General features: G+C 62.0%; 13 protein-coding genes. 8 read left to right on the top strand and 5 right to left on the bottom strand.

The genetic code is table 11. The features are described from left to right. The first annotated feature begins 9 nt into the window (after positions 1-9). Complete coding sequence (locus EI291_RS08895) at positions 10-759, top strand: class I SAM-dependent methyltransferase (protein WP_125419450.1); 750 nt, start codon at positions 10-12, stop codon at positions 757-759. 26 nt (positions 760-785) lie between these two features. Beyond that, the gene (locus EI291_RS08900) at positions 786-1,739 is read left to right on the top strand and encodes a glycosyltransferase family 2 protein (RefSeq protein WP_125419451.1); all 954 of its coding nucleotides are present in this window, start codon (positions 786-788) and stop codon (positions 1,737-1,739) included. Here the strand turns inward: EI291_RS08900 and EI291_RS08905 are convergent. Further along, a complete protein-coding gene (locus EI291_RS08905; protein WP_125419452.1) occupies positions 1,657-3,474 on the bottom strand; it encodes a hypothetical protein in 1,818 nt (605 codons plus the stop codon). The genes EI291_RS08900 and EI291_RS08905 overlap by 83 nt on opposite strands. A 101-nt stretch (positions 3,475-3,575) precedes the next feature. Between EI291_RS08905 and EI291_RS08910 the strand changes: the two genes are divergently transcribed. Together EI291_RS08910 and EI291_RS08915 are read left to right on the top strand one after the other, a co-directional pair. After that, the gene (locus EI291_RS08910; RefSeq protein WP_125419453.1) at positions 3,576-5,018 is read left to right on the top strand and encodes an aldehyde dehydrogenase; all 1,443 of its coding nucleotides are present in this window, start codon (positions 3,576-3,578) and stop codon (positions 5,016-5,018) included. 53 nt (positions 5,019-5,071) lie between these two features. After that, entirely contained in the window at positions 5,072-6,571 is a 1,500-nt protein-coding gene (locus EI291_RS08915) for an ArnT family glycosyltransferase (RefSeq protein ID WP_125419454.1), read from the top strand. A 30-nt stretch (positions 6,572-6,601) separates the two neighbouring features. Here EI291_RS08915 and EI291_RS08920 read toward each other — a convergent pair whose 3' ends face one another. After that, entirely contained in the window at positions 6,602-8,026 is a 1,425-nt protein-coding gene (locus tag EI291_RS08920) for an energy transducer TonB (RefSeq protein ID WP_125419455.1), read from the bottom strand. Positions 8,027-8,147: 121 nt separating this feature from the next. Between EI291_RS08920 and EI291_RS08925 the strand changes: the two genes are divergently transcribed. Then, entirely contained in the window at positions 8,148-9,068 is a 921-nt protein-coding gene (locus EI291_RS08925; protein ID WP_125419456.1) for a pirin family protein, read from the top strand. Between the two features lie 115 nt (positions 9,069-9,183). Further along, positions 9,184-9,426, top strand: coding sequence for a hypothetical protein (locus tag EI291_RS08930; protein WP_125419457.1), 243 nt, complete (start codon positions 9,184-9,186; stop codon positions 9,424-9,426). 83 nt (positions 9,427-9,509) lie between these two features. Here EI291_RS08930 and EI291_RS08935 read toward each other — a convergent pair whose 3' ends face one another. Then, positions 9,510-11,720 carry a S9 family peptidase gene (locus EI291_RS08935; protein WP_125419458.1) on the bottom strand — a complete coding sequence of 737 codons (2,211 nt, stop codon included), beginning with the start codon at positions 11,718-11,720 and terminating at the stop codon, positions 9,510-9,512. Between the two features lie 153 nt (positions 11,721-11,873). On the opposite strand from EI291_RS08935, the gene EI291_RS08940 reads away from it, so the two are divergent. Continuing rightward, the gene (locus EI291_RS08940) at positions 11,874-12,809 is read left to right on the top strand and encodes a hypothetical protein (protein ID WP_125419459.1); all 936 of its coding nucleotides are present in this window, start codon (positions 11,874-11,876) and stop codon (positions 12,807-12,809) included. A gap of 75 nt (positions 12,810-12,884) precedes the next feature. On the opposite strand, the gene EI291_RS08945 is transcribed toward EI291_RS08940, so the two are convergent. After that, positions 12,885-14,363 (bottom strand): OmpP1/FadL family transporter, encoded by a 1,479-nt coding sequence (locus EI291_RS08945; protein WP_125419460.1) that lies wholly within the window; start codon positions 14,361-14,363, stop codon positions 12,885-12,887. Positions 14,364-14,448: 85 nt separating this feature from the next. Beyond that, on the bottom strand, positions 14,449-15,864 hold the full coding sequence (locus EI291_RS08950; RefSeq protein ID WP_125419461.1) for a hypothetical protein: 1,416 nt from the start codon (positions 15,862-15,864) through the stop codon (positions 14,449-14,451). Between the two features lie 188 nt (positions 15,865-16,052). Here EI291_RS08950 and proS point away from each other — a divergent pair, with 188 nt between their 5' ends. Continuing rightward, complete coding sequence (gene proS, locus EI291_RS08955; protein WP_125419462.1) at positions 16,053-17,528, top strand: proline--tRNA ligase; 1,476 nt, start codon at positions 16,053-16,055, stop codon at positions 17,526-17,528. Positions 17,529-17,574 lie beyond the last annotated feature (46 nt).

Below are 17,574 nucleotides of genomic sequence, written 5' to 3' on the forward strand. Positions count from 1 at the left end.
TTCGTTGTTATGCAAGTTCAGTACGAGGCGCTGTATCATCAGCTGGAGGAAAATCATTGGTGGTTTCGGGGCCGGCGCGACGGGGTATTTGACCAGCTGCAGCACCTGAACCTGCCCAAGACGGCCGCCATTCTGGAAATTGGCTGCTCGGGTGGGCCGTTGCAGCAGCAGCTGCGCGCCGCCGGCTTTCATAACCTCACCGGCATTGACATCAGCGAAACGGCCATTGCCCTGGCCCACCAGCGCCAGATTCCGAATGTATCCGTCATGGACGGGGCCCGGCTGGATTTTCCGGATGAATCGTTCGACGTGGTGGTGGCCTCCGATGTGCTGGAGCACATTGAGGATGAGCAGCTGGCCCTGCGCGAGTGGCGCCGGGTGCTGAAACCGGGTGGCCAGCTGCTGGTGTACGTGCCCGCCTGGCCCCAGCTCTGGAGCCAGCACGATGTGGTGAACCGCCACTTCCGCCGCTACACCAACGCCTCCCTTCGCCAGGCCCTCACGCAGGCCTCTATGCAGGTAGTGCGGCAGTCGTACTGGAATTTTGCCCTCTTCTTCCCCACATTTCTGGTGCGGCAGGCGCAACGGCTGAGCCGCCCGGCCTCGGCTGATACCGGCACCGGCGACCTGCTGGCCCTACCCGCGCCGCTTAACCACTCGCTCACCTGGCTGCTCCGGACCGAAAACCGGTTGCTGCGCCACCTCAACCTACCGGTGGGCGTGAGCGTGTTTGCCTTAGCCCGCAAGCCTACCTCGTAACCATCTTCCGCCTACCCTGCCCGCCCGTGGATTTATCCGTCATCATTCCCATTTACAACGAAGAAGAGAATATTCCGGCCCTGTACGAGCGGCTGCGAGGGGTGCTGGACCCCATGCCGCTGCCCAACGGCTACGAGTTTATCTTTATCAATGATGGGTCCCGGGACCAGTCGCTGGCCCTGATTCAGACGCTGGCCGCCCGCGACTCCCGGGTGCGGTTCATCAACTTCAGCCGCAACTTCGGGCACCAGATTGCCGTGACGGCCGGCCTCGACCGGGCCGAGGGAGAAGCGGTGGTGATTATTGACGCCGACCTGCAGGACCCGCCCGAGCTGATTCCGCAGCTGTACCAGAAACTGCGGGAAGGCTACGAGGTGGTGTACGCCAAGCGCCGTTCCCGCCAGGGTGAAAGTGCCGCCAAAAAACTCACTGCCAAGCTGTTTTACCGCATTCTGGCCAGCATTACGCACATTTCCATTCCCGTGGATACCGGCGACTTCCGGGTGATTTCGCGGAAGGTGGTGGATGCCCTGCGCCGCATGCCGGAGCAGAACAAGTTTATCCGGGGCCAGATTTCCTGGATTGGCTACCGCCAGACGTACCTAGAATACGACCGGGCCGAGCGGGCCGGCGGGGCCACCGGCTACACCTACCGCAAAATGATTAAGCTGGCGCTGGATGGCATTACGGCCTTTTCCGATGTGCCGCTGAAAGCGGCCACCATCGGGGGCTTTCTGGTATCGGGCGTGGCGTTTCTGGTGATGCTGTACACACTGTACGCCCGCTTTGTCAGCCACGACTACCAGCCGGGCTGGGCCTCGCTGATGGTGAGTATCCTGTTTCTGGGGGGCGTGCAGCTGATTGCTGTGGGCATTATTGGCGAATATATGGCCCGCCTTAGCGCCAACGTGCGGCAGCGCCCTCTGTATATCGTATCCGAGTCGAATTTGCCGGAGCTGCCACTGCCGCCGCAGCGCTAGGCCCTGCGGGCCGCACCAGGTTCGGAATCAACAGCACATAGCCCTCAATGCTCTTTTCCTGGTAGCCATGCGGCTGCAGAGCCTGGCGTAAAAACCGGTGTACCGCCTGCTGCCGGAAAGCAGGCGGTAGCACGAATGCCGCGGGCCGGTACCGCTGCAAAAACGCCGTCACCTGCGCCTGGGAAAGTGGCGGATTGGGTTCTGAGCCGGAATGCGCCTGATAGTGCGTAAGTGCCCGCAGAAACGGCGTATCTTCTACGGCCGCAAACCGCTCCGGCTTCACCCTTGAGAGGTAGCCGCCCAGTAGCTTCTTCTGGTGCCACCGCTGATACAGGAACTGTTCCGGATCAGCCAAACCAATCTGCCGGTTGCCATCCTGCACCCCAAACGGCACGGAAATCAGGCTTTCACCGGGCAGGTTGGCTACGTAGCGGTACACGGCGGGTACATCGGCGGCCGTGGCACGCACGTACGGCTTCGGCCAGAACTCCACTCCCAGCCCCACGGCCAGCACCAGGCCGGCCGCGTACTGCAGTCCGCGCGGCCACCGGCCAAACCAGCCAGCTTCCAGACTGCTGAAGCACACCAGCGGCAGCAACAGGCTGATGTACAGCACCCACCGGGTAGGACAGCGGATGTTATTGATGAACGGCACGAAGTGAATGAAAGCCGTGGGCAGGTTCAGCCGCTCATGCCCATACAAACGCAGCGTGGGCACCGTCAGCATGCTGAACAGCAGTAGTACCCACATCAGCGGCCGGCCGGCAGCATCCTGCCGGAGCGCCGAGGCAATGCGGTACCGCCAGCTCAACAGCACCAGCAGCGGCAGCAGGTAGCCCACGAACAGCGTGATTTCCAGGGAACCCGGCGCATTGAAGAGGCTGGAGTTATACAGCCGGTGGCTCCAGTCAAAATCCAGCCAGCGGCTGGTGGGCGGCGGCAGCAGGTAAGCCACCAGGTCACCGGCCCACCACAGACCGTTTTCGGGTACGCCTGCCAGCCGCAGCAGCCGGATGCTGATGTGGCTAACCGTGAACAGCACCACGAGCCCCAGCCATACCCGCCTGCTGCGCCAGTTGATCTGCCCGATGCGCAGCCCGAACCAGGCAGCGTAAAACGCAGAGAAGTACAGCAGGCCGAACAGCACGTAATAGTCGCTCAGCAACGTAATCAACCCCAGGCCTACGCAGGTGGCCACCGCTTTCCAGCTGACCACTTCGGGTAGAAAGCTCCCCACCCGAAACCGAAACGCCCGCAGAAAATACAGCACGTAAAAGGGCACCGTGGCCGTAAGCACCAGGTTGTAGTGCTCCGGCAGCCGCTGCATTTTGTACGGCGAAAAGGCGAAGATGAACCCGGCCAGTACGCACAGCAGCGGGAGCCTCACCCAGCGCCGGGCCAGCAGGTACGCGCCCAACCCCGACAGGCTATAGCTCAGCAGCAGCGCCAGGTTGATGGCCAGCATCTCGTTGCGGACTACTACGGCCAGCATCCCCACAATAGGAATGTAGGCGTGCATAATCAGCCAGGAACCCTCGGGGTAGAATAACCAGGTGGTGTACCAAGGGCTGGTGCCGGCTTCCAGCGCGTGCCGGAAGTGCCAGACATTCCAGTAAAACTGGTACGAGTCGTGGCCCGGCACAACCGGAAACCCGGTAGCCGGGTGCTGACTAAGCGGCCAGGTAAACAGTACAAAAACAGCTACATAGCCAAGCCACACAAGCAGATTGCGCATCATCAGTTCACGTCCATTACATACCCTACCCGCACGCCTACCTCGTAATTATTAGCCAGATTTAGCAGCTCAAAGGTAGTTTCGTTTACTTTCCGCCCCGTATGATTCAGCTTCAGAACTTCATTAATGGCCGGCTGGTACCCCCGGCTGCCGGCCGGTATCTGCCTTTGATTGAGCCCGCCACGGGCCACCCGTTCGGGCAGGTTCCGGATTCCGATGCGGCCGATGTAAATGCGGCCGTACAGGCCGCCGAAGCAGCCCTGCCGGCCTGGCGTGCCCTGCCCGCCGAAGAGCGGGGCCGCCGCCTAGTGCGCCTGGCGGAGCTGATTGAGCTGAACCTGGACCGCCTGGCCCGCGCCGAAAGTCAGGATAACGGTAAGCCCCTGAGTCTGGCCCGCACCCTCGATATTCCGCGGGCGGCCAGCAACTTCGCGTTTTTCGGGACGGCCGCGCAGCACTTCTCCACGGAAGCGCACGTGCAGGAAGGCGTGGCCATCAACTACACGGTAAGGCACCCGTTAGGCGTGGTGGCCTGCATCTCGCCCTGGAACCTGCCGCTGTACCTGTTTACCTGGAAGATTGCGCCGGCCCTGGCCGTGGGCTGCTGCGTGGTGGCCAAGCCTTCCGAAATCACCCCATACACGGCCTTTCTACTGAGTGAGCTGGTGCAGGAAGCAGGCTTTCCGGCGGGCGTGCTCAACATTGTGCACGGCACCGGGCCGGGCGTCGGGCAGGCGCTGGTGGAGCACCCCGGCATTCGGGCCATCAGCTTTACGGGCGGCACCAAAACCGGCGAGTTGATTGCTCGTTCGGCCGCGCCGCGCTTTAAAAAACTATCGTTGGAGCTGGGCGGAAAAAACCCCAACCTCATTTTTGCCGACTGCGACCTGGCCGAAGCCGTGCGGACCAGTCTGCGCAGCTCCTTCGCCAACCAGGGCCAGATTTGCCTCTGTGGCTCCCGCATTTTCGTGGAGCGCAGCATCTATGAGCAATTCAAAACCGAGTTTCTGGCTCAGGTCCAGACGCTGACCATCGGTGACCCACTGGACGAGGCCACCCGACAGGGCGCACTGGTGAGCGAAGCCCACCTCCTGAAAGTGCTGTCGTACATCGAGCTGGCCCGGCAGGACGGCGGTCGGCTGCTGGCCGGCGGGCAAAGAGTGCAGCTGCCGGGCCGGTGCGCCGAAGGGTATTTTCTGCAGCCCACTGTGTTTGAAGGCCTAGCCCCCGACTGCCGGGTAAACCAGGAGGAAATATTCGGGCCGGTGGTGACGCTTACACCATTTGATACGGAGGAAGAAGCACTGCGCTGGGCCAACAGCACCGAATACGGCCTGTCGGCCACCATCTGGACGCGTAACGTAACCCGGGCGCACCGCGTGGCTCAGCAGCTGCACGCCGGGGTGGTGTGGGTGAATACCTGGCTGCACCGGGACCTGCGTACTCCCTTCGGCGGCATGAAAAACTCCGGCGTGGGCCGGGAAGGCGGCCTGGAGGCCCTGCGGTTTTTCACCGAAGCTCAGAACGTGTGCGTGAAGTTGTAGGTGGCGCGGGGGCGGTTACTTGTGCAGCCTCCGCGGCAGCAGTAGTTTAGGGCGTGCACGCTACCTCTCCCCTCTCCGCCGTTCCTCCCGTCTGGCAACGGGTGCTACCGCTGACTCTGTTACTGGCTCTGGCCTATTTTCCGCTGTTCTGGCAGTTAGGCTCGTTTCCGGTGCAGCAGTGGGATGAGTCGCGCACGGCCCTGGATGCGCTGGGCATGCTGGTGCACCACGACTGGATAGTAGCGCGCTACGATGGCCAGCCCGACCTCTGGAACTGCAAGCCCCCGCTCTGGCTCTGGACGCTGGCCGGCAGCATCCGGGGGCTGGGTCCTTCGGAAGTCGGCCTGCGCCTGCCCGCGGCCCTAAGTGCCCTGGCCACTGTAGGGCTGGTGTATCTGGCCGCTGCCCGCTGGCTGCGGAGCCGCCTGGCAGGGCTGCTGGCCGGGCTGGTATTGCTCACCGCGCCGGGCTACGTCAGCTTCCACGTGGCCCGCACCGCCGATTTTGACGCATTCCTGACGCTCTGGACCACACTGGGCGCGTTCAGCTGGGTGGCTTTTCTGCGAAGCGGCCGGGCGCGCTGGGCCTGGCTCACAGGCGGGGCTTTCGGGCTGGCCATCCTGACCAAGGGCATTGCCGGAGCCATGTTCGGGCCGGGCCTGCTGCTGGCAGCCTGGAGCACGGGCAGCCTGCACCGGTTGCGGCGGCCGGCCCCGTGGCTGGCGGCCGGGCTGGCGCTGGCACTGGCGGGCTGCTGGTACCTGGTGCGCGAAGCCGCTGCTCCCGGCTACCTGGAAGCCGTGTGGCAGTACGAGGTGGGCGGCCCCGCCGCGCACGAGCTGGAAGGCAACGATGGTCCGTTCGAGTTCTACCTGAGCCTGCTGGCCAACTGGCAGTTTGCCCTGTGGCTGTTGTCCGCGCTGCTAGGGGTTGCTCTGGGCTGGTGGCAGCCGCGAGGCTCGGCGGGCTGGTGGCTGGGCCGGACGCTGGGCGTCGTCAGTGGCAGCTTTTTGCTGGTTATTTCGTTGGCGCAAACCAAGCTGGTGTGGTACGATGCTCCCGTTTTTCCGCTGCTGGCACTGTTGGCGACGTCGGGCATTGTTGCGGCCTTACGCCTGCTGCGGCAGGCGACCAACAAACCGCTGACGTATGGCACGCAGGTGGCCGGCGTGCTGATGCTGGCGGCGTTTCCGTACCTGAATCAGGTTCAGTATTTGCGGCAGCTCTCCAAGTATCGTTTTGATAATCACCAGCTGGTGTATGGCCACCATCTGCGGCAGCAGTGGCAGCAGCACCCCGAGCTATGGACATATACTCTGGGTACGGATGGCTCCTTCAACGACGCCCCGCTGTATTATCAGCTGGCCGCTCACTATCAACAGGGCCACACGGTAACGCGCCTGGCGGCCTGGCAGGCTGCCGAGTCCCGCCCCGGCGATGTAGTAGCGGTGTGCGGCCAGAAAGCTACCCGCGCCTGGCAAGCGGCTTTTCAAACGGAAATCCTGGTGCAATCTGATTCCTGCCGTACGCTCCGCCTCGGGGCCCGGCGCTAACGTGAGCTAGCTGAACGCCAGATATCCCCGCTAATTGAACCGCTCCAGCGTGGTTTCGAGGTCGGCGAGGGTGGTTTCCTGAAAACGCAGGGTATCGGGGGCCGCCTCCCGGCCGGGGCGGGCCAGGAAGGGGGTTCCGTTTTCGTAGCGCAGCCCGATGATAGTGGCCCCGGCCGGAGCCGCCGCAAACTGGTACCCCCCGGCCTGGGCCGTGGCAGCCAGCACCACGCGGTGGCCGGGTACCAGCAGCCGCACTGTCGTTTGGTCGTTAGTCGTTTCGGACGGCACAAACAGCGCGGCTGTGGCTCCCGTCCAGGGCCGGCCGGCGGCCAGCCACCCCAGGCGAGTAACCTGCAAAGCTCCGGGTGCGGCCGCCAATTCCTCGGTATCAGCAACAGCATCGGAAGCCGCTGGCACCGCTGCCACCGCCGCCGACTCCGGGGCAGTGGCCATGCCGGGCTCAAAGTGAAACCGAATGGGCAGTACCAGCTTCACCTTCACAAACTGGCCGTTCTGCTGGCCGGGCGTCCAGCGGCCCGAGGTCTGGCGCAGCACCCGTAACACTTCCTCGTCGCAGCCATTACCCAAACCCCGCACAATGCGCGGCTGCATCACGCGGCCGGCTTCATCTATTATAAAGGAGGCGAAAACCAAGCCTTCCGTTTGGGCTTCCTGGGCCTGCCGGGGGTAACGAATCAGGCTATTGATATCGGCCGGACCTTGGCCGTAGCGGGGCATCTGCTGGGCTGTGGTCAGCACCTGCTCCGAGGCCGGTAGCTGCGCCTCGCCTTCCTGCCAGCGTACGGGCCCACCCGCGGGCTGCCCGTACCACAGCGGTAGATTAGCCTGCCGACCCGCCAGCTCCAACTGCAACGCGCGGCCGGCCGCCAACGCCAGCTGTTGCCCCCCGGCCGTAGCCCGGACCAGCACGGCCCCGCTTAGCTCCAGCGGCGCGCCTGCCAGGGTTTCGGTCAGCAAATTCGACAGCAGCAGATCGGACGCGGCGTAGCACTCCTTCAGTTCCACCCACACCGGGCCGGTGGCCGGGCGCTGCCGGTTATCTACCAGTGCACTGGCCGGAATCCGTACGATGGTACCCTCCCGGCCACGCACTTCGGCGGCTTTGGTGGGGTCAATCTGGAAATACTCGCTGGCTTTGAGGGTCAGGTCCTGCAGGCGCGCTTCGGCCGGTGGCACGGCTCCGGGCAAACCAGGCCGGCTGCTGCTGCGGTACACAATCAGGGGAGCCCGTCGGCTGGTGGGCCGCTGCAGCCGGTGCCAGTCGCGCTGTACTGCACCTACGGGCTGAGCGAGGGAGTCGTAGGCCACGGAATCGGCTAGGGCGGGGGCAGCGGAGGCGGGTTGGGGCCGCTGGGCTGGCCGCTCCGGTTGGCAGGCCAACAGGCTGCCCGCCAGCCCCAGATACAGCAAACGGACGGAGGTAGATTTCGGCATAACAGGACTTTACGCGGGAATCCCCGGATTTATTGGCTGAAAGTCGGACTTTTCTGGTAAATACCTGATTGAAAACCGGTTTACTTTTTATTATCCCCCCTGCCACAACTACCCTGTTTGTATGCTCGACCAGATAATTGACGCCCGGCCCGCGGCCCTGAGCCCCGGTTTTGAGGTGAAGCGCATCCTGCCCTACCGCCTGCGCCGCATGCTGGGCCCGTTCATCTTCATGGACCACGCCGGGCCGGTGCATCTGGCCCCGGAGCTGCTGCCCACGCTGGACGTGCTGCCGCACCCCCACATCGGCCTGAGCACCGTGAGCTACCTGTTTGGCGGGCAGGTTATGCACCGGGACAGTCTGGGCGTGGAGCAGGTGATTCGGCCGGGCGAGGTGAACTGGATGACGGCCGGCAGCGGCATTGCCCATTCCGAGCGGTTTGAGGACCCCGCCACCCTGGCCGGTGGGCAGCTGGAAATGCTGCAAACCTGGGTGGCCCTGCCCGAGGCCGACGAGGAAACGGCGCCCTCCTTCACTAACTACGCCCCCCACGAGCTGCCCATCTTCACCGATGCCGGTGTGTGGATGCGCCTGATTGCCGGCGACGCCTTCGGGCTGAAAAACAACGTCAAAACTCACTCGCCGCTGTTCTACCTGCACGTGGTGCTGCAGCCCGGCGCACGGTTCGGGCTGCCCCGCGGCTACCCCGAGCGGGGTGCCTACGTGGCCAAAGGGCTGCTGGAAGTGAACGGCCGCACCTATGGCCCCGGCCAGCTGCTGGTGTTTACGCCCGGCCTCGACCCGGTGCTGGTGGCCCACGAAGCCACCACCCTGATGCTGCTGGGCGGCGAGCCGCTGGGCGAGCGGTTTATCTGGTGGAACTTCGTGTCGTCGAGGAAGGAGCGCATCGAGCAGGCCAAAGCCGACTGGCAGGCCGGCCGCATCCAGCTACCACCCAACGATAACCACGAGTTCGTGCCCCTGCCCCAGGACAAAACCCGCCCTGCCGGTACCGGTTCCCCGCCTCCGCAGGCGTTGTCCTAGTAGCTCCACCGACTTTTTGCTGCACTAAAATTAACACCAAAAATATTAGATATTTAAACTAAAATATTTAGCTTTACATCCTGTTCCCGCTCCCTCCTTTCCTTGCATCTGAGCTATGAAAAACACGCTGGAGTACACTGTTTGCTGCCGCCTGACCCTGGCGCAGCTGGAATGTGGACAGGTGGTAGGCACCTTGCAGCGCAGACAGCAGGTCCGGACTACCACCACGGAGCTGAGTGAAGTGTTTGCCGACCTCTACGAGCAATTCCGCAGCCCGCAGCTGCTCGGCCTGCAAATCACCTCCATCAGTTCCCAGCCGGTGCCGGAACTGGCCGATTACCCGGAGCTACTGCAATAGCTCATTGGGGAAATAAAAAAGCCCCTCACGTGAGGGGCTTTTTTGTGCGCTGTGAATGGTCAGCTGCCACTCCGGGCAGTATCCTACAGGTTTTTCAGTACGAAATCCGTCATCTGGCGGTAGAGGTGCAGGCGGGTATTGCCGCCGTAGATGCCGTGGTTGCGGTTGGGGTAATAGAGCGTCTGGAAGTCCTTGTTGTTCTTCACCATGGCATCCACAAAGGCAATGGAGTTCTGGAAGTGCACGTTGTCGTCGCCGGTACCGTGGACGAGCAGGAGCTTGCCTTTGAGCTTGTCGGCGTGCTGCACGGGGGAGTTGTCGTCGTAGCCCTGCGGGTTTTCCTGGGGCGTTTTCAGGAACCGCTCGGTGTACACGGTGTCGTAGTAGCGCCAGTTGGTAACGGGGGCCACGGCAATGCCCATCTTGAACAGGTCGGCATTTTTGGTGAGAGCCAGGGTGGTCATGTAGCCGCCGAAGCTCCAGCCCCAGATGCCGATGCGGCTTTTATCCACGTAGGGCAGCGTGGCCAGGTACTTGGCTCCCTCGCCCTGGTCGATGGTTTCGAGCTTGCCCAGGTTGGCGTAGGTGACCTTCTTGAAGGCCGCGCCCCGGGCCCCGGTGCCACGCCCATCCACAATCACCACGATGTAGCCGTTTTCGGCCAGCATCTGGTGCCAGAGGTAGTTGGTGCCTCCCCAGGAGTCGGCGTTAGTCTGGGAGCCGGGGCCGCCGTACACATGCATGAGCACGGGGTACTTTTTGGTGGCGTCGAAATTGGTGGGCTTCAGCATCTGGCCGTTCAGCTCCACGCCTTCACTGGTTTTGAAGGTGAAGAACTCGGGCGTGGCCAGGTTGTACTGGCTTAGCTTCTCGCGCAGCTTGGCGTTGTCTTCCAGCACTTTCACCAGCTTGCCATCCTGCCCGCTACGCAGGCTTACCACGGCCGGTACCGCGGCCTCGGAGTGGTAGTTGAGGAAGTAGCGGGTATCGGGGCTGAGGTTTACGGCGTCGGTGCCGCGACCGGCTTCGCTGAGACGGGTTTTGCCCTTGCCCTTCAGGTCGATGCGGTAGAGGTGGCGCTGCAACGGGGAGCCTTCGGTGCTGGTGAAGTACACCAGACCCTTCTTTTCGTCGAAGCCGTTGATTTCGGTGATTTCCCAGTTGCCTTTGGTAATCTGGCGCACCGGCTTGCCCTTCATGTCATAGAGGTAGAGGTGGCGGTAGCCGTCCTTCTCACTGGTGAACAGGAATTCCTTGCCGCCGGCCAGGTAGCGCACATCGTCGGTGATGTCCACGTAGGCCTTATCGGTATCCGTAAGAACTACGCTGCTCTGGCCGGTTTTGGCGTTGGCGTGCAGGATTTCCAGCTTATTCTGCAGGCGGTTCAGGCGCTGGATGCTGAGCAAATCGGCCGTCTGCGTCCAGAGGATGCGCGGGATGTACTGGTCGGTTTCGGTGCCCACGTCCATTTTGGCCGATTTGCCGGCGGCTACATCATAAGCCGAGATGCTGACGATGGAGTTTTTCTCGCCGGCCTTGGGGTACTTGTAGCGGTAGTCTTTGGGGTAGAGCGGGCCCCACTCCTGCATGTTGTACTCGGGCACCTGGCTTTCATCGAAGGTGTAGTAGGCCACGTAGCGCGAGTCGGGAGACCATTGAAAGCCCTGGGCGAAGGAAAATTCCTCCTCGTACACCCAGTCGGTGCCGCCGTTGATAATCTTGTTCAGGGCACCATCCGTCGTCACGGCGGTTTCCTGCATGGTAGCCAGGTCGGTTACGTACAGATTGTTGTCGCGCACGAAGGCCACGCGCTTGCCATCGGGCGAGAAGGTGGCGTAGAGCTGCTTGCCGCCGGCGCTCAGGGGTGTGAGCTTCTTGCTGGCCCGGTCGTACACGAAGAAGAACGACTTACTGCTGCGGCGGTAAATCGGCTCGGTATCAGTGCTGAACAGAATCTTGGTTTCGTCGGCGTTGAAGCTGTAGCCGTCCACCTGCAGCGGCTGCGTCTGGCCGGCTAGCTTCAGGTCCTGAGCCGCTACCAGGGTTTGCACGGGCTGGCCGGTGGTCACGTCGTTCTGCACCAAATCACCCTTGCTCAGGGAGGAGTAGAAGCGGCCGTCCTTCATCCAGTTGAAGCCGGGCACCGAGCGGGCCGAGAACGTGCCTTTCTGCCAGATGTCTTCGAGGGTGATATTCTGCTTTTGCTGGGCAACAGCTACCGGCGCGAAACCGGGTACCAAAGCGGGGCTGGCGGTAGTCAGGAACAGGGCCAGGCCCAAAGAGCGTAACGTCATGTAAGGGGAAATGAAATGTCGGCGGGAATCCGGCGTTAAGGTAGTCAATGCGGCCCGCAAGGTTGCACGTAAGCCGGTGCCACGCCCGGCCAGCTCAGCAATCCGGGCGCGAAGCCGTGGCCCGTCTCAATCCATGAGTATCTTTACCCTGCTATGCGTTTTCGTCCTGCCTCCCTGCTGCTTTTCCCGATTTGCCTGACGGCCTGTGAGCCCGCGCTGGAGTCGGGGCCCCGCGTCAACTTCGTGGGCAGTTCCCGCTTCAACCCCGCTTCCCGCCGCATTACCACCATCGGCGACACGATTGCCGTGAAGGTGTTTGCGGAAGCCGGCAAAGACGATGCGCCGCTGACGCACCTGCTCATCAAAGCCGAATACCAGCCGGCCGCTTACCCTATTTTATATCCTTCTACCTACAAGGAAAGCGACGCACCCCGCTCCAGCCTGATTTACCTGGATACTACCTTCCAACGCACCGGGGAGTTTGCGTTTCAGAGCGTGCAGCCGGCGCGTACCACCGCCGGCAAAGAGGTCTGGACGTACACGTTCACCGATTCCGAAGGAAAAACCGGTGTCCGCAGCCTGTACCTGCGCCTGGGCCGCACCGATTCGGCAGTGGCTTATCATAGCTACACGGTGCCGCTGCAGGCCCCGGGCGCATTCGGGCGGCGCAGCTTTCTGGCCCTGCGCGAAGGCTTCACGCTGCCCAGCTTCTCCCTACGCAACATTCCCGACAACCAGAAGCTGGCGGACCTAGTGTATGTGCCGGGCAATACCACCATCAACCCCGGCCTGGCCACTACCACCGATACCGGCCTGAAGCTGCCCTGGACCGGCCGCGCCACCGAAATCCATCCGACGCCCCTCACGGCTTCGGCGTTTGGCAACTACGCCACTACCGAGGATCTGACCAACATCGTCAATCAGTACCAGAGCCAGAAGTTCACGCCGGCCACGCGCACCGGGCCGCTTACCAAAGGGCAGGTTATTGCCTTTAAAACCCCCGACAACAAGTACGGCCTGCTACTGGTGCAGGACATTATCACCACCGGCATCCGGACCCTGGTGCTGCAGGTGCGTATCACCAAGTAGGTTCACCTTCGCCACCAAGCACAACGGCCGGCCCCACGCGCGTAGGGCCGGCCGTTGTGCTTTTGCCAGATGGGTTTAGAACATGAACCCGGTGGTAATCGTGGTGGTGAAGCGCTTGCTGTCCGCCGTCACCACGGGGGTATTGGCGGCACTGTTCAGGAAGTAAGGGCTGTAGAGGCGGGTGCCGGTGGTGTAGGCACCGGCCAGATCCAGAAAAAAGTTCTTTTGCCGCATGCCTACTCCTCCCGTGTAGTAGGTACGGCTCTGGTCGGTGGCGCTGCTCTGGTAAGGGCTGCCGTAATGCGCATAGCCGGCCCGCACCCGAAATGCATCCAGCCGCAGCTCAGCCCCGGCCCGCAGGTTCACGGCGCTGCCGTACAGATCCTTGATGGCGTCGTTATCGGGCCCGAAGTTTCGCTGGTCGTTGTAGTTGCTGAGGCGGGCGTTGGAATAGTCCACAAATTCCACGTCGCCGCTTACGAAGCCGTATTTGCCCACTACTACGGCCACGCCGCCCGTAGCCCGGAACGGCGTTGCCAAAGAATAGCTGAAGGGCACGTCCATGGAAGAGCTGGCGGAAGTGTACGTTTGCCCATCCACCTTGATGGGCTTATCGAATGTGGCATTAAGCGCCGTGGTGTACGACTCGTTAAACTGATAGTACGTAGGCGTCTGCACCGATGCCCCGATGCGCACGGCTTCTATGGGCTTATAGATGACGCCTACCCGGGCATTGATGCCGGTGCCCTTCGTATCCAGCGTGTTACGGAGCGTGAGGGAGCCAAACGAGGTGCCGGGGTTATTGTTGACGGGCTGAGAGTCGGAGGCCGTCAGGATGCTTTCGGACGTATAGCGGGAGCTGACAATACCGATACCGCCCCCGATATACAGCTTATCCATATAGCTGGAGCCATACGCCAGGTCAAACTGCGTCTGGGCTCCGGTGGTGCGCACGGTTTCCGCCTGGTCCAGGTTACCCGTGTCGTTGAAGGGGTCGGAGATGAAGCGGCGGGTACCGGGTCCCGTATCATCGGTCAGGTACGTGTTGTAGGCCAGTTCATCCAGCTCAGCTCCCTGATCCTCGCTCAGGCGCTGAAAAATATCCTGGCTTAGTTCCGGGCGACCTTTATAACGCAGGCTTTGGTTGTAATCGGCTACCCGCGTAAGCCCAATGGCGAAGGAACCGGCTCGCCACGGGTTCGTATCATCGTCGGTCCGGCGGTTGGTGAATACTAGCCCCAGACTGGCCACGTTCAGGTTGCTGCGCGAGTCTGCCGTGGTGGTTCCGAAGGCGCGGCCATCGGTGTTGATGGAGCTAAATCCCGGCGAAAAGGTAAATTCCGAGCGTTGGAACATGCCCAGCCCGGCCGGGTTCACAGCTACCGAGCCGTAGTCGCCGCCTAGGGCAGCGGAGGCTCCGCCCAGCCCCAGCGTACGGGCAGTACCGGCCGGCTGCGATTGGGAGAAGCGCAGCGCATCGACGTTATATTGGGCAAAGGCGTGGCTGGCCGAGCCCAACAGGGCAACGGCAAGGCCATATTTCAGCGTTTTCATGGGAAAGGAAGAGAAGGGAACCCGGCTCCCGTACCGGAGCCGGGCCTAGTACAGATAACTGATTTCAGATTATGCTATCCGGGGCTTACTGCACCCGGCCCCGCCGGCCGCCACCGCCGCCACCGGAGTTACCCCCACCACTATTACCGCCGCCTCCCCAGTTGGAGCTGCTGCGGGAAGGCTCCGAGTACGAGCGGGAAGGCTCGTAGGAGCGCGTGGGCTGAGGCACGCGGACCGGTTCCGAGTAAGTACGCGTAGGTTGCGAAGGCTGGGAAGGCTGCGAGGATGAATCGAACAGCCGCTGACGCCGGGGCTGGTCGGCAGTACGGGGCTGCGACGCCTGCTGGTCGGGACTGGCAGCACTACCGCCGTTATTGTTCCAGTACTCGGCCCGCCGACGCCGGGTAGGCTCCGCGGTAGCCGGCTGGCCGGCAGTATTCGGACTGGCAACATCCACGTTACTCGTATTGGTGGTGTTTTCCAGCACCCGCCAGCGGCGGCCGCCACCCACCTGATCTGCACCGGAAGAGGCGGGCATCTGGCCTACCTGCGGCGCCTGATCTTCGCCAATCCGGGTACGACCGGTGGAAACCTGCGGCGTAGGAGCAGTGGTGGGTGTGCCGGAACCATCGAATTCCTGTACGCGTCGGCGGCCCCCACCGGTATTCGGCTGGCCTACTACGCCGCTGGCTGTGCCTCCCGTAGAGCCCGGGCCGGCAAATCCGCCTTCCTGTACCCGGCCCCGGCCACCGGTGCTGCCACCCGCCGTACCATTGGGCGCGGCAAAGCCGGAGGTATCACCGGCCCGGTCGCGGCGGCCACTGGTAGCGCGCCGGCCCGGCCGGTCGTAATAACCGCCCCAGCCATTGTTGTAGCCACCACCGTAGTATCCGCTGTACAGGCCTGAGTAATAGCCGTTATAGTAGCCATAGTTATAACCGCCCCAAGGGCCACCACCGTAATAGTCAAAGGGGCTGTAGCCATAACCATATCCGTAGCCATAGCCGTACGGACGGTACCAGGGCCGGCCAAAGCCGATGCTAATGTTTACCCCACCGTAGCCCCAGGGGCTATAGAAGGGGTCGTAGAAGCTGCCGTAGCTCCAGGGCGAGTACCCAATGGCCGGGCCACCGTACCAGAACGGGTCGGTGTAGGCAAAATCATAGTATCCCATGCCGATTCCCCGGTATGGGCTGTGAAAGCGCCGCAATCGGGAAGCATAATAATAGTCATCGTCATAGTACTCCGAGTTGCTGCCGGTAGTACCATTGGCACCCGCGTAGTCGGGGTTGGCTACGTCACCGGGAGCAGTAGCCTGAGTTTCCTCCGTAGCACTGCTAGAGGTAGCGGCGGCCGGCTGGACCGGTGCCGTCACATGGTCCCGCGCCGACGAGTAATACATCCCGTCGTCCTCGGTGGTAGTCAGGTAAGATGAGCTTGCACAGCCTCCCAGCGTAAGCAGGGCCAGGGCGGGCAATAGCGGAGGTAGGATCTTTTTCATGGCTGCTTACGCGTAAAGTTGGATCAGAAAGATGGAGTAAGAGTGAAGGCCGGCAACGCACAGTCCGTCAGGGCCAATTCCTCCGGATTTAATAACGTAATTTGGGCCCGAAACGGTGCCCTTTTTCTACGTCAAATCTTGTACCAGAAACAGGAACTTTTTCACTACTCCATTAGATACCTCACAATATGAGCAAAAGTTTGCCCAAGCGCACCGAAGATTACTCTTTGTGGTACAATGAGTTGGTAAAGCGGGCCGGCCTGGCCGAAAACTCGTCGGTGCGAGGCTGCATGGTCATTAAGCCCTATGGCTACGCCATCTGGGAGAAGATGCAGCGCACCCTCGACGACATGTTCAAGCGCACGGGCCACCAGAATGCTTACTTCCCGCTGTTTGTGCCCAAAAGCCTGTTTGAGGCGGAGGAAAAAAATGCCGAAGGATTTGCCAAGGAATGCGCCGTGGTGACGCATTACCGCCTGCAGAATGACCCCGACAAGCCCGGCAAGCTGCGCGTAGACCCCAATGCCAAGCTGGAAGAGGAGCTGATTGTGCGCCCCACCTCGGAGGCCATCATCTGGAGTACCTATAAAAACTGGATTCAGAGTTACCGCGACCTGCCGCTGCTCATTAACCAGTGGGCCAACGTAGTGCGCTGGGAAATGCGCACCCGACTGTTTCTGCGTACTGCTGAGTTCCTGTGGCAGGAAGGCCACACCGCCCACGCCACCGCCGAGGAAGCTGTAGCCGAAACCCGCCAGATGCTGGAGGTGTACGCCCAGTTTGCCGAGGAATGGCTGGCCCTGCCCGTGGTGAAAGGCGTAAAAACCGAGAATGAGCGGTTTGCCGGAGCCGTGGAAACTTACTGCATTGAAGGCCTGATGCAGGATGGCAAAGCCCTGCAGGCCGGTACTTCCCACTTTCTGGGCCAGAACTTCGCCAAGGCGTTTGATGTGCAGTTTGCCAACAAAGCCGGTGGCCTGGAGTACGTGTGGGGCACCAGCTGGGGCGTAAGCACCCGCCTGATGGGCGCCCTCGTCATGGCCCACTCCGACGACGAAGGCCTGGTGCTGCCGCCCAAGCTGGCACCCATTCAGGTGGTGATTGTGCCTATCTACAAAACCGGCCAGCTCGATGAGTTGCTGGAGCGCATCCGCCCCATGCAGATGGGCCTGATTGAGCGGGGCATTTCGGTGAAGATTGATGACCGGGACACTGAGCGCCCTGGCTTCAAGTTTGCCGAGTGGGAGCTGAAAGGCGTGCCCGTACGCATTGCCGTGGGCATGCGCGACCTGGAAGCCGGCACTCTGGAAGTAGCCCGCCGCGACACGAAGGAGAAGATGACCCTGCCCCTGGCCGACATCGTGAACAGCGTAGACCAGCTGCTGCAGGATATCCAGAAGAACATTTACCAGCGCGCCCTCAACTACCGCGAAACCCACACTACCCGCGTGGAGAGCTACGAGGAGTTTAAGGAGGTGCTGGAAGGCAAAGGCGGCTTTGTGGTGGCCCACTACGACGGCACTTCCGAAACGGAGGAGCGCATCAAGGAGGAAACCAAAGCTACCATCCGCTGCCTGGCCCTGGCTGAGCCGGAGGAAGAAGGCGTGTGCATTGTAACCGGCCGCCCTTCCAAGCGCCGCGCCCACTTTGCCCGGGCGTACTAATTCACCCTTTTTAATTCAATACGAAGTGCCCCACTACCAAGTATAG

This window comes from Hymenobacter rigui (assembly GCF_003944715.1).
GTDB lineage: Bacteria > Bacteroidota > Bacteroidia > Cytophagales > Hymenobacteraceae > Hymenobacter > Hymenobacter rigui.

Bases quoted from the DNA above. Each gene is read 5' to 3' on its own strand.
- EI291_RS08950 (WP_125419461.1), bottom strand. From the start codon at position 15,864: ATGAAAAAGATCCTACCTCCGCTATTGCCCGCCCTGGCCCTGCTTACG.
- EI291_RS08935 (WP_125419458.1), bottom strand. From the start codon at position 11,720: ATGACGTTACGCTCTTTGGGCCTGGCCCTGTTCCTGACTACCGCCAGC.
- EI291_RS08910 (WP_125419453.1), top strand. From the start codon at position 3,576: ATGATTCAGCTTCAGAACTTCATTAATGGCCGGCTGGTACCCCCGGCT.
- EI291_RS08925 (WP_125419456.1), top strand. From the start codon at position 8,148: ATGCTCGACCAGATAATTGACGCCCGGCCCGCGGCCCTGAGCCCCGGT.
- proS (WP_125419462.1), top strand. From the start codon at position 16,053: ATGAGCAAAAGTTTGCCCAAGCGCACCGAAGATTACTCTTTGTGGTAC.
- EI291_RS08940 (WP_125419459.1), top strand. From the start codon at position 11,874: ATGCGTTTTCGTCCTGCCTCCCTGCTGCTTTTCCCGATTTGCCTGACG.
- EI291_RS08920 (WP_125419455.1), bottom strand. From the start codon at position 8,026: ATGCCGAAATCTACCTCCGTCCGTTTGCTGTATCTGGGGCTGGCGGGC.
- EI291_RS08905 (WP_125419452.1), bottom strand. From the start codon at position 3,474: ATGCGCAATCTGCTTGTGTGGCTTGGCTATGTAGCTGTTTTTGTACTG.
- EI291_RS08930 (WP_125419457.1), top strand. From the start codon at position 9,184: ATGAAAAACACGCTGGAGTACACTGTTTGCTGCCGCCTGACCCTGGCG.
- EI291_RS08895 (WP_125419450.1), top strand. From the start codon at position 10: ATGCAAGTTCAGTACGAGGCGCTGTATCATCAGCTGGAGGAAAATCAT.
- EI291_RS08945 (WP_125419460.1), bottom strand. From the start codon at position 14,363: ATGAAAACGCTGAAATATGGCCTTGCCGTTGCCCTGTTGGGCTCGGCC.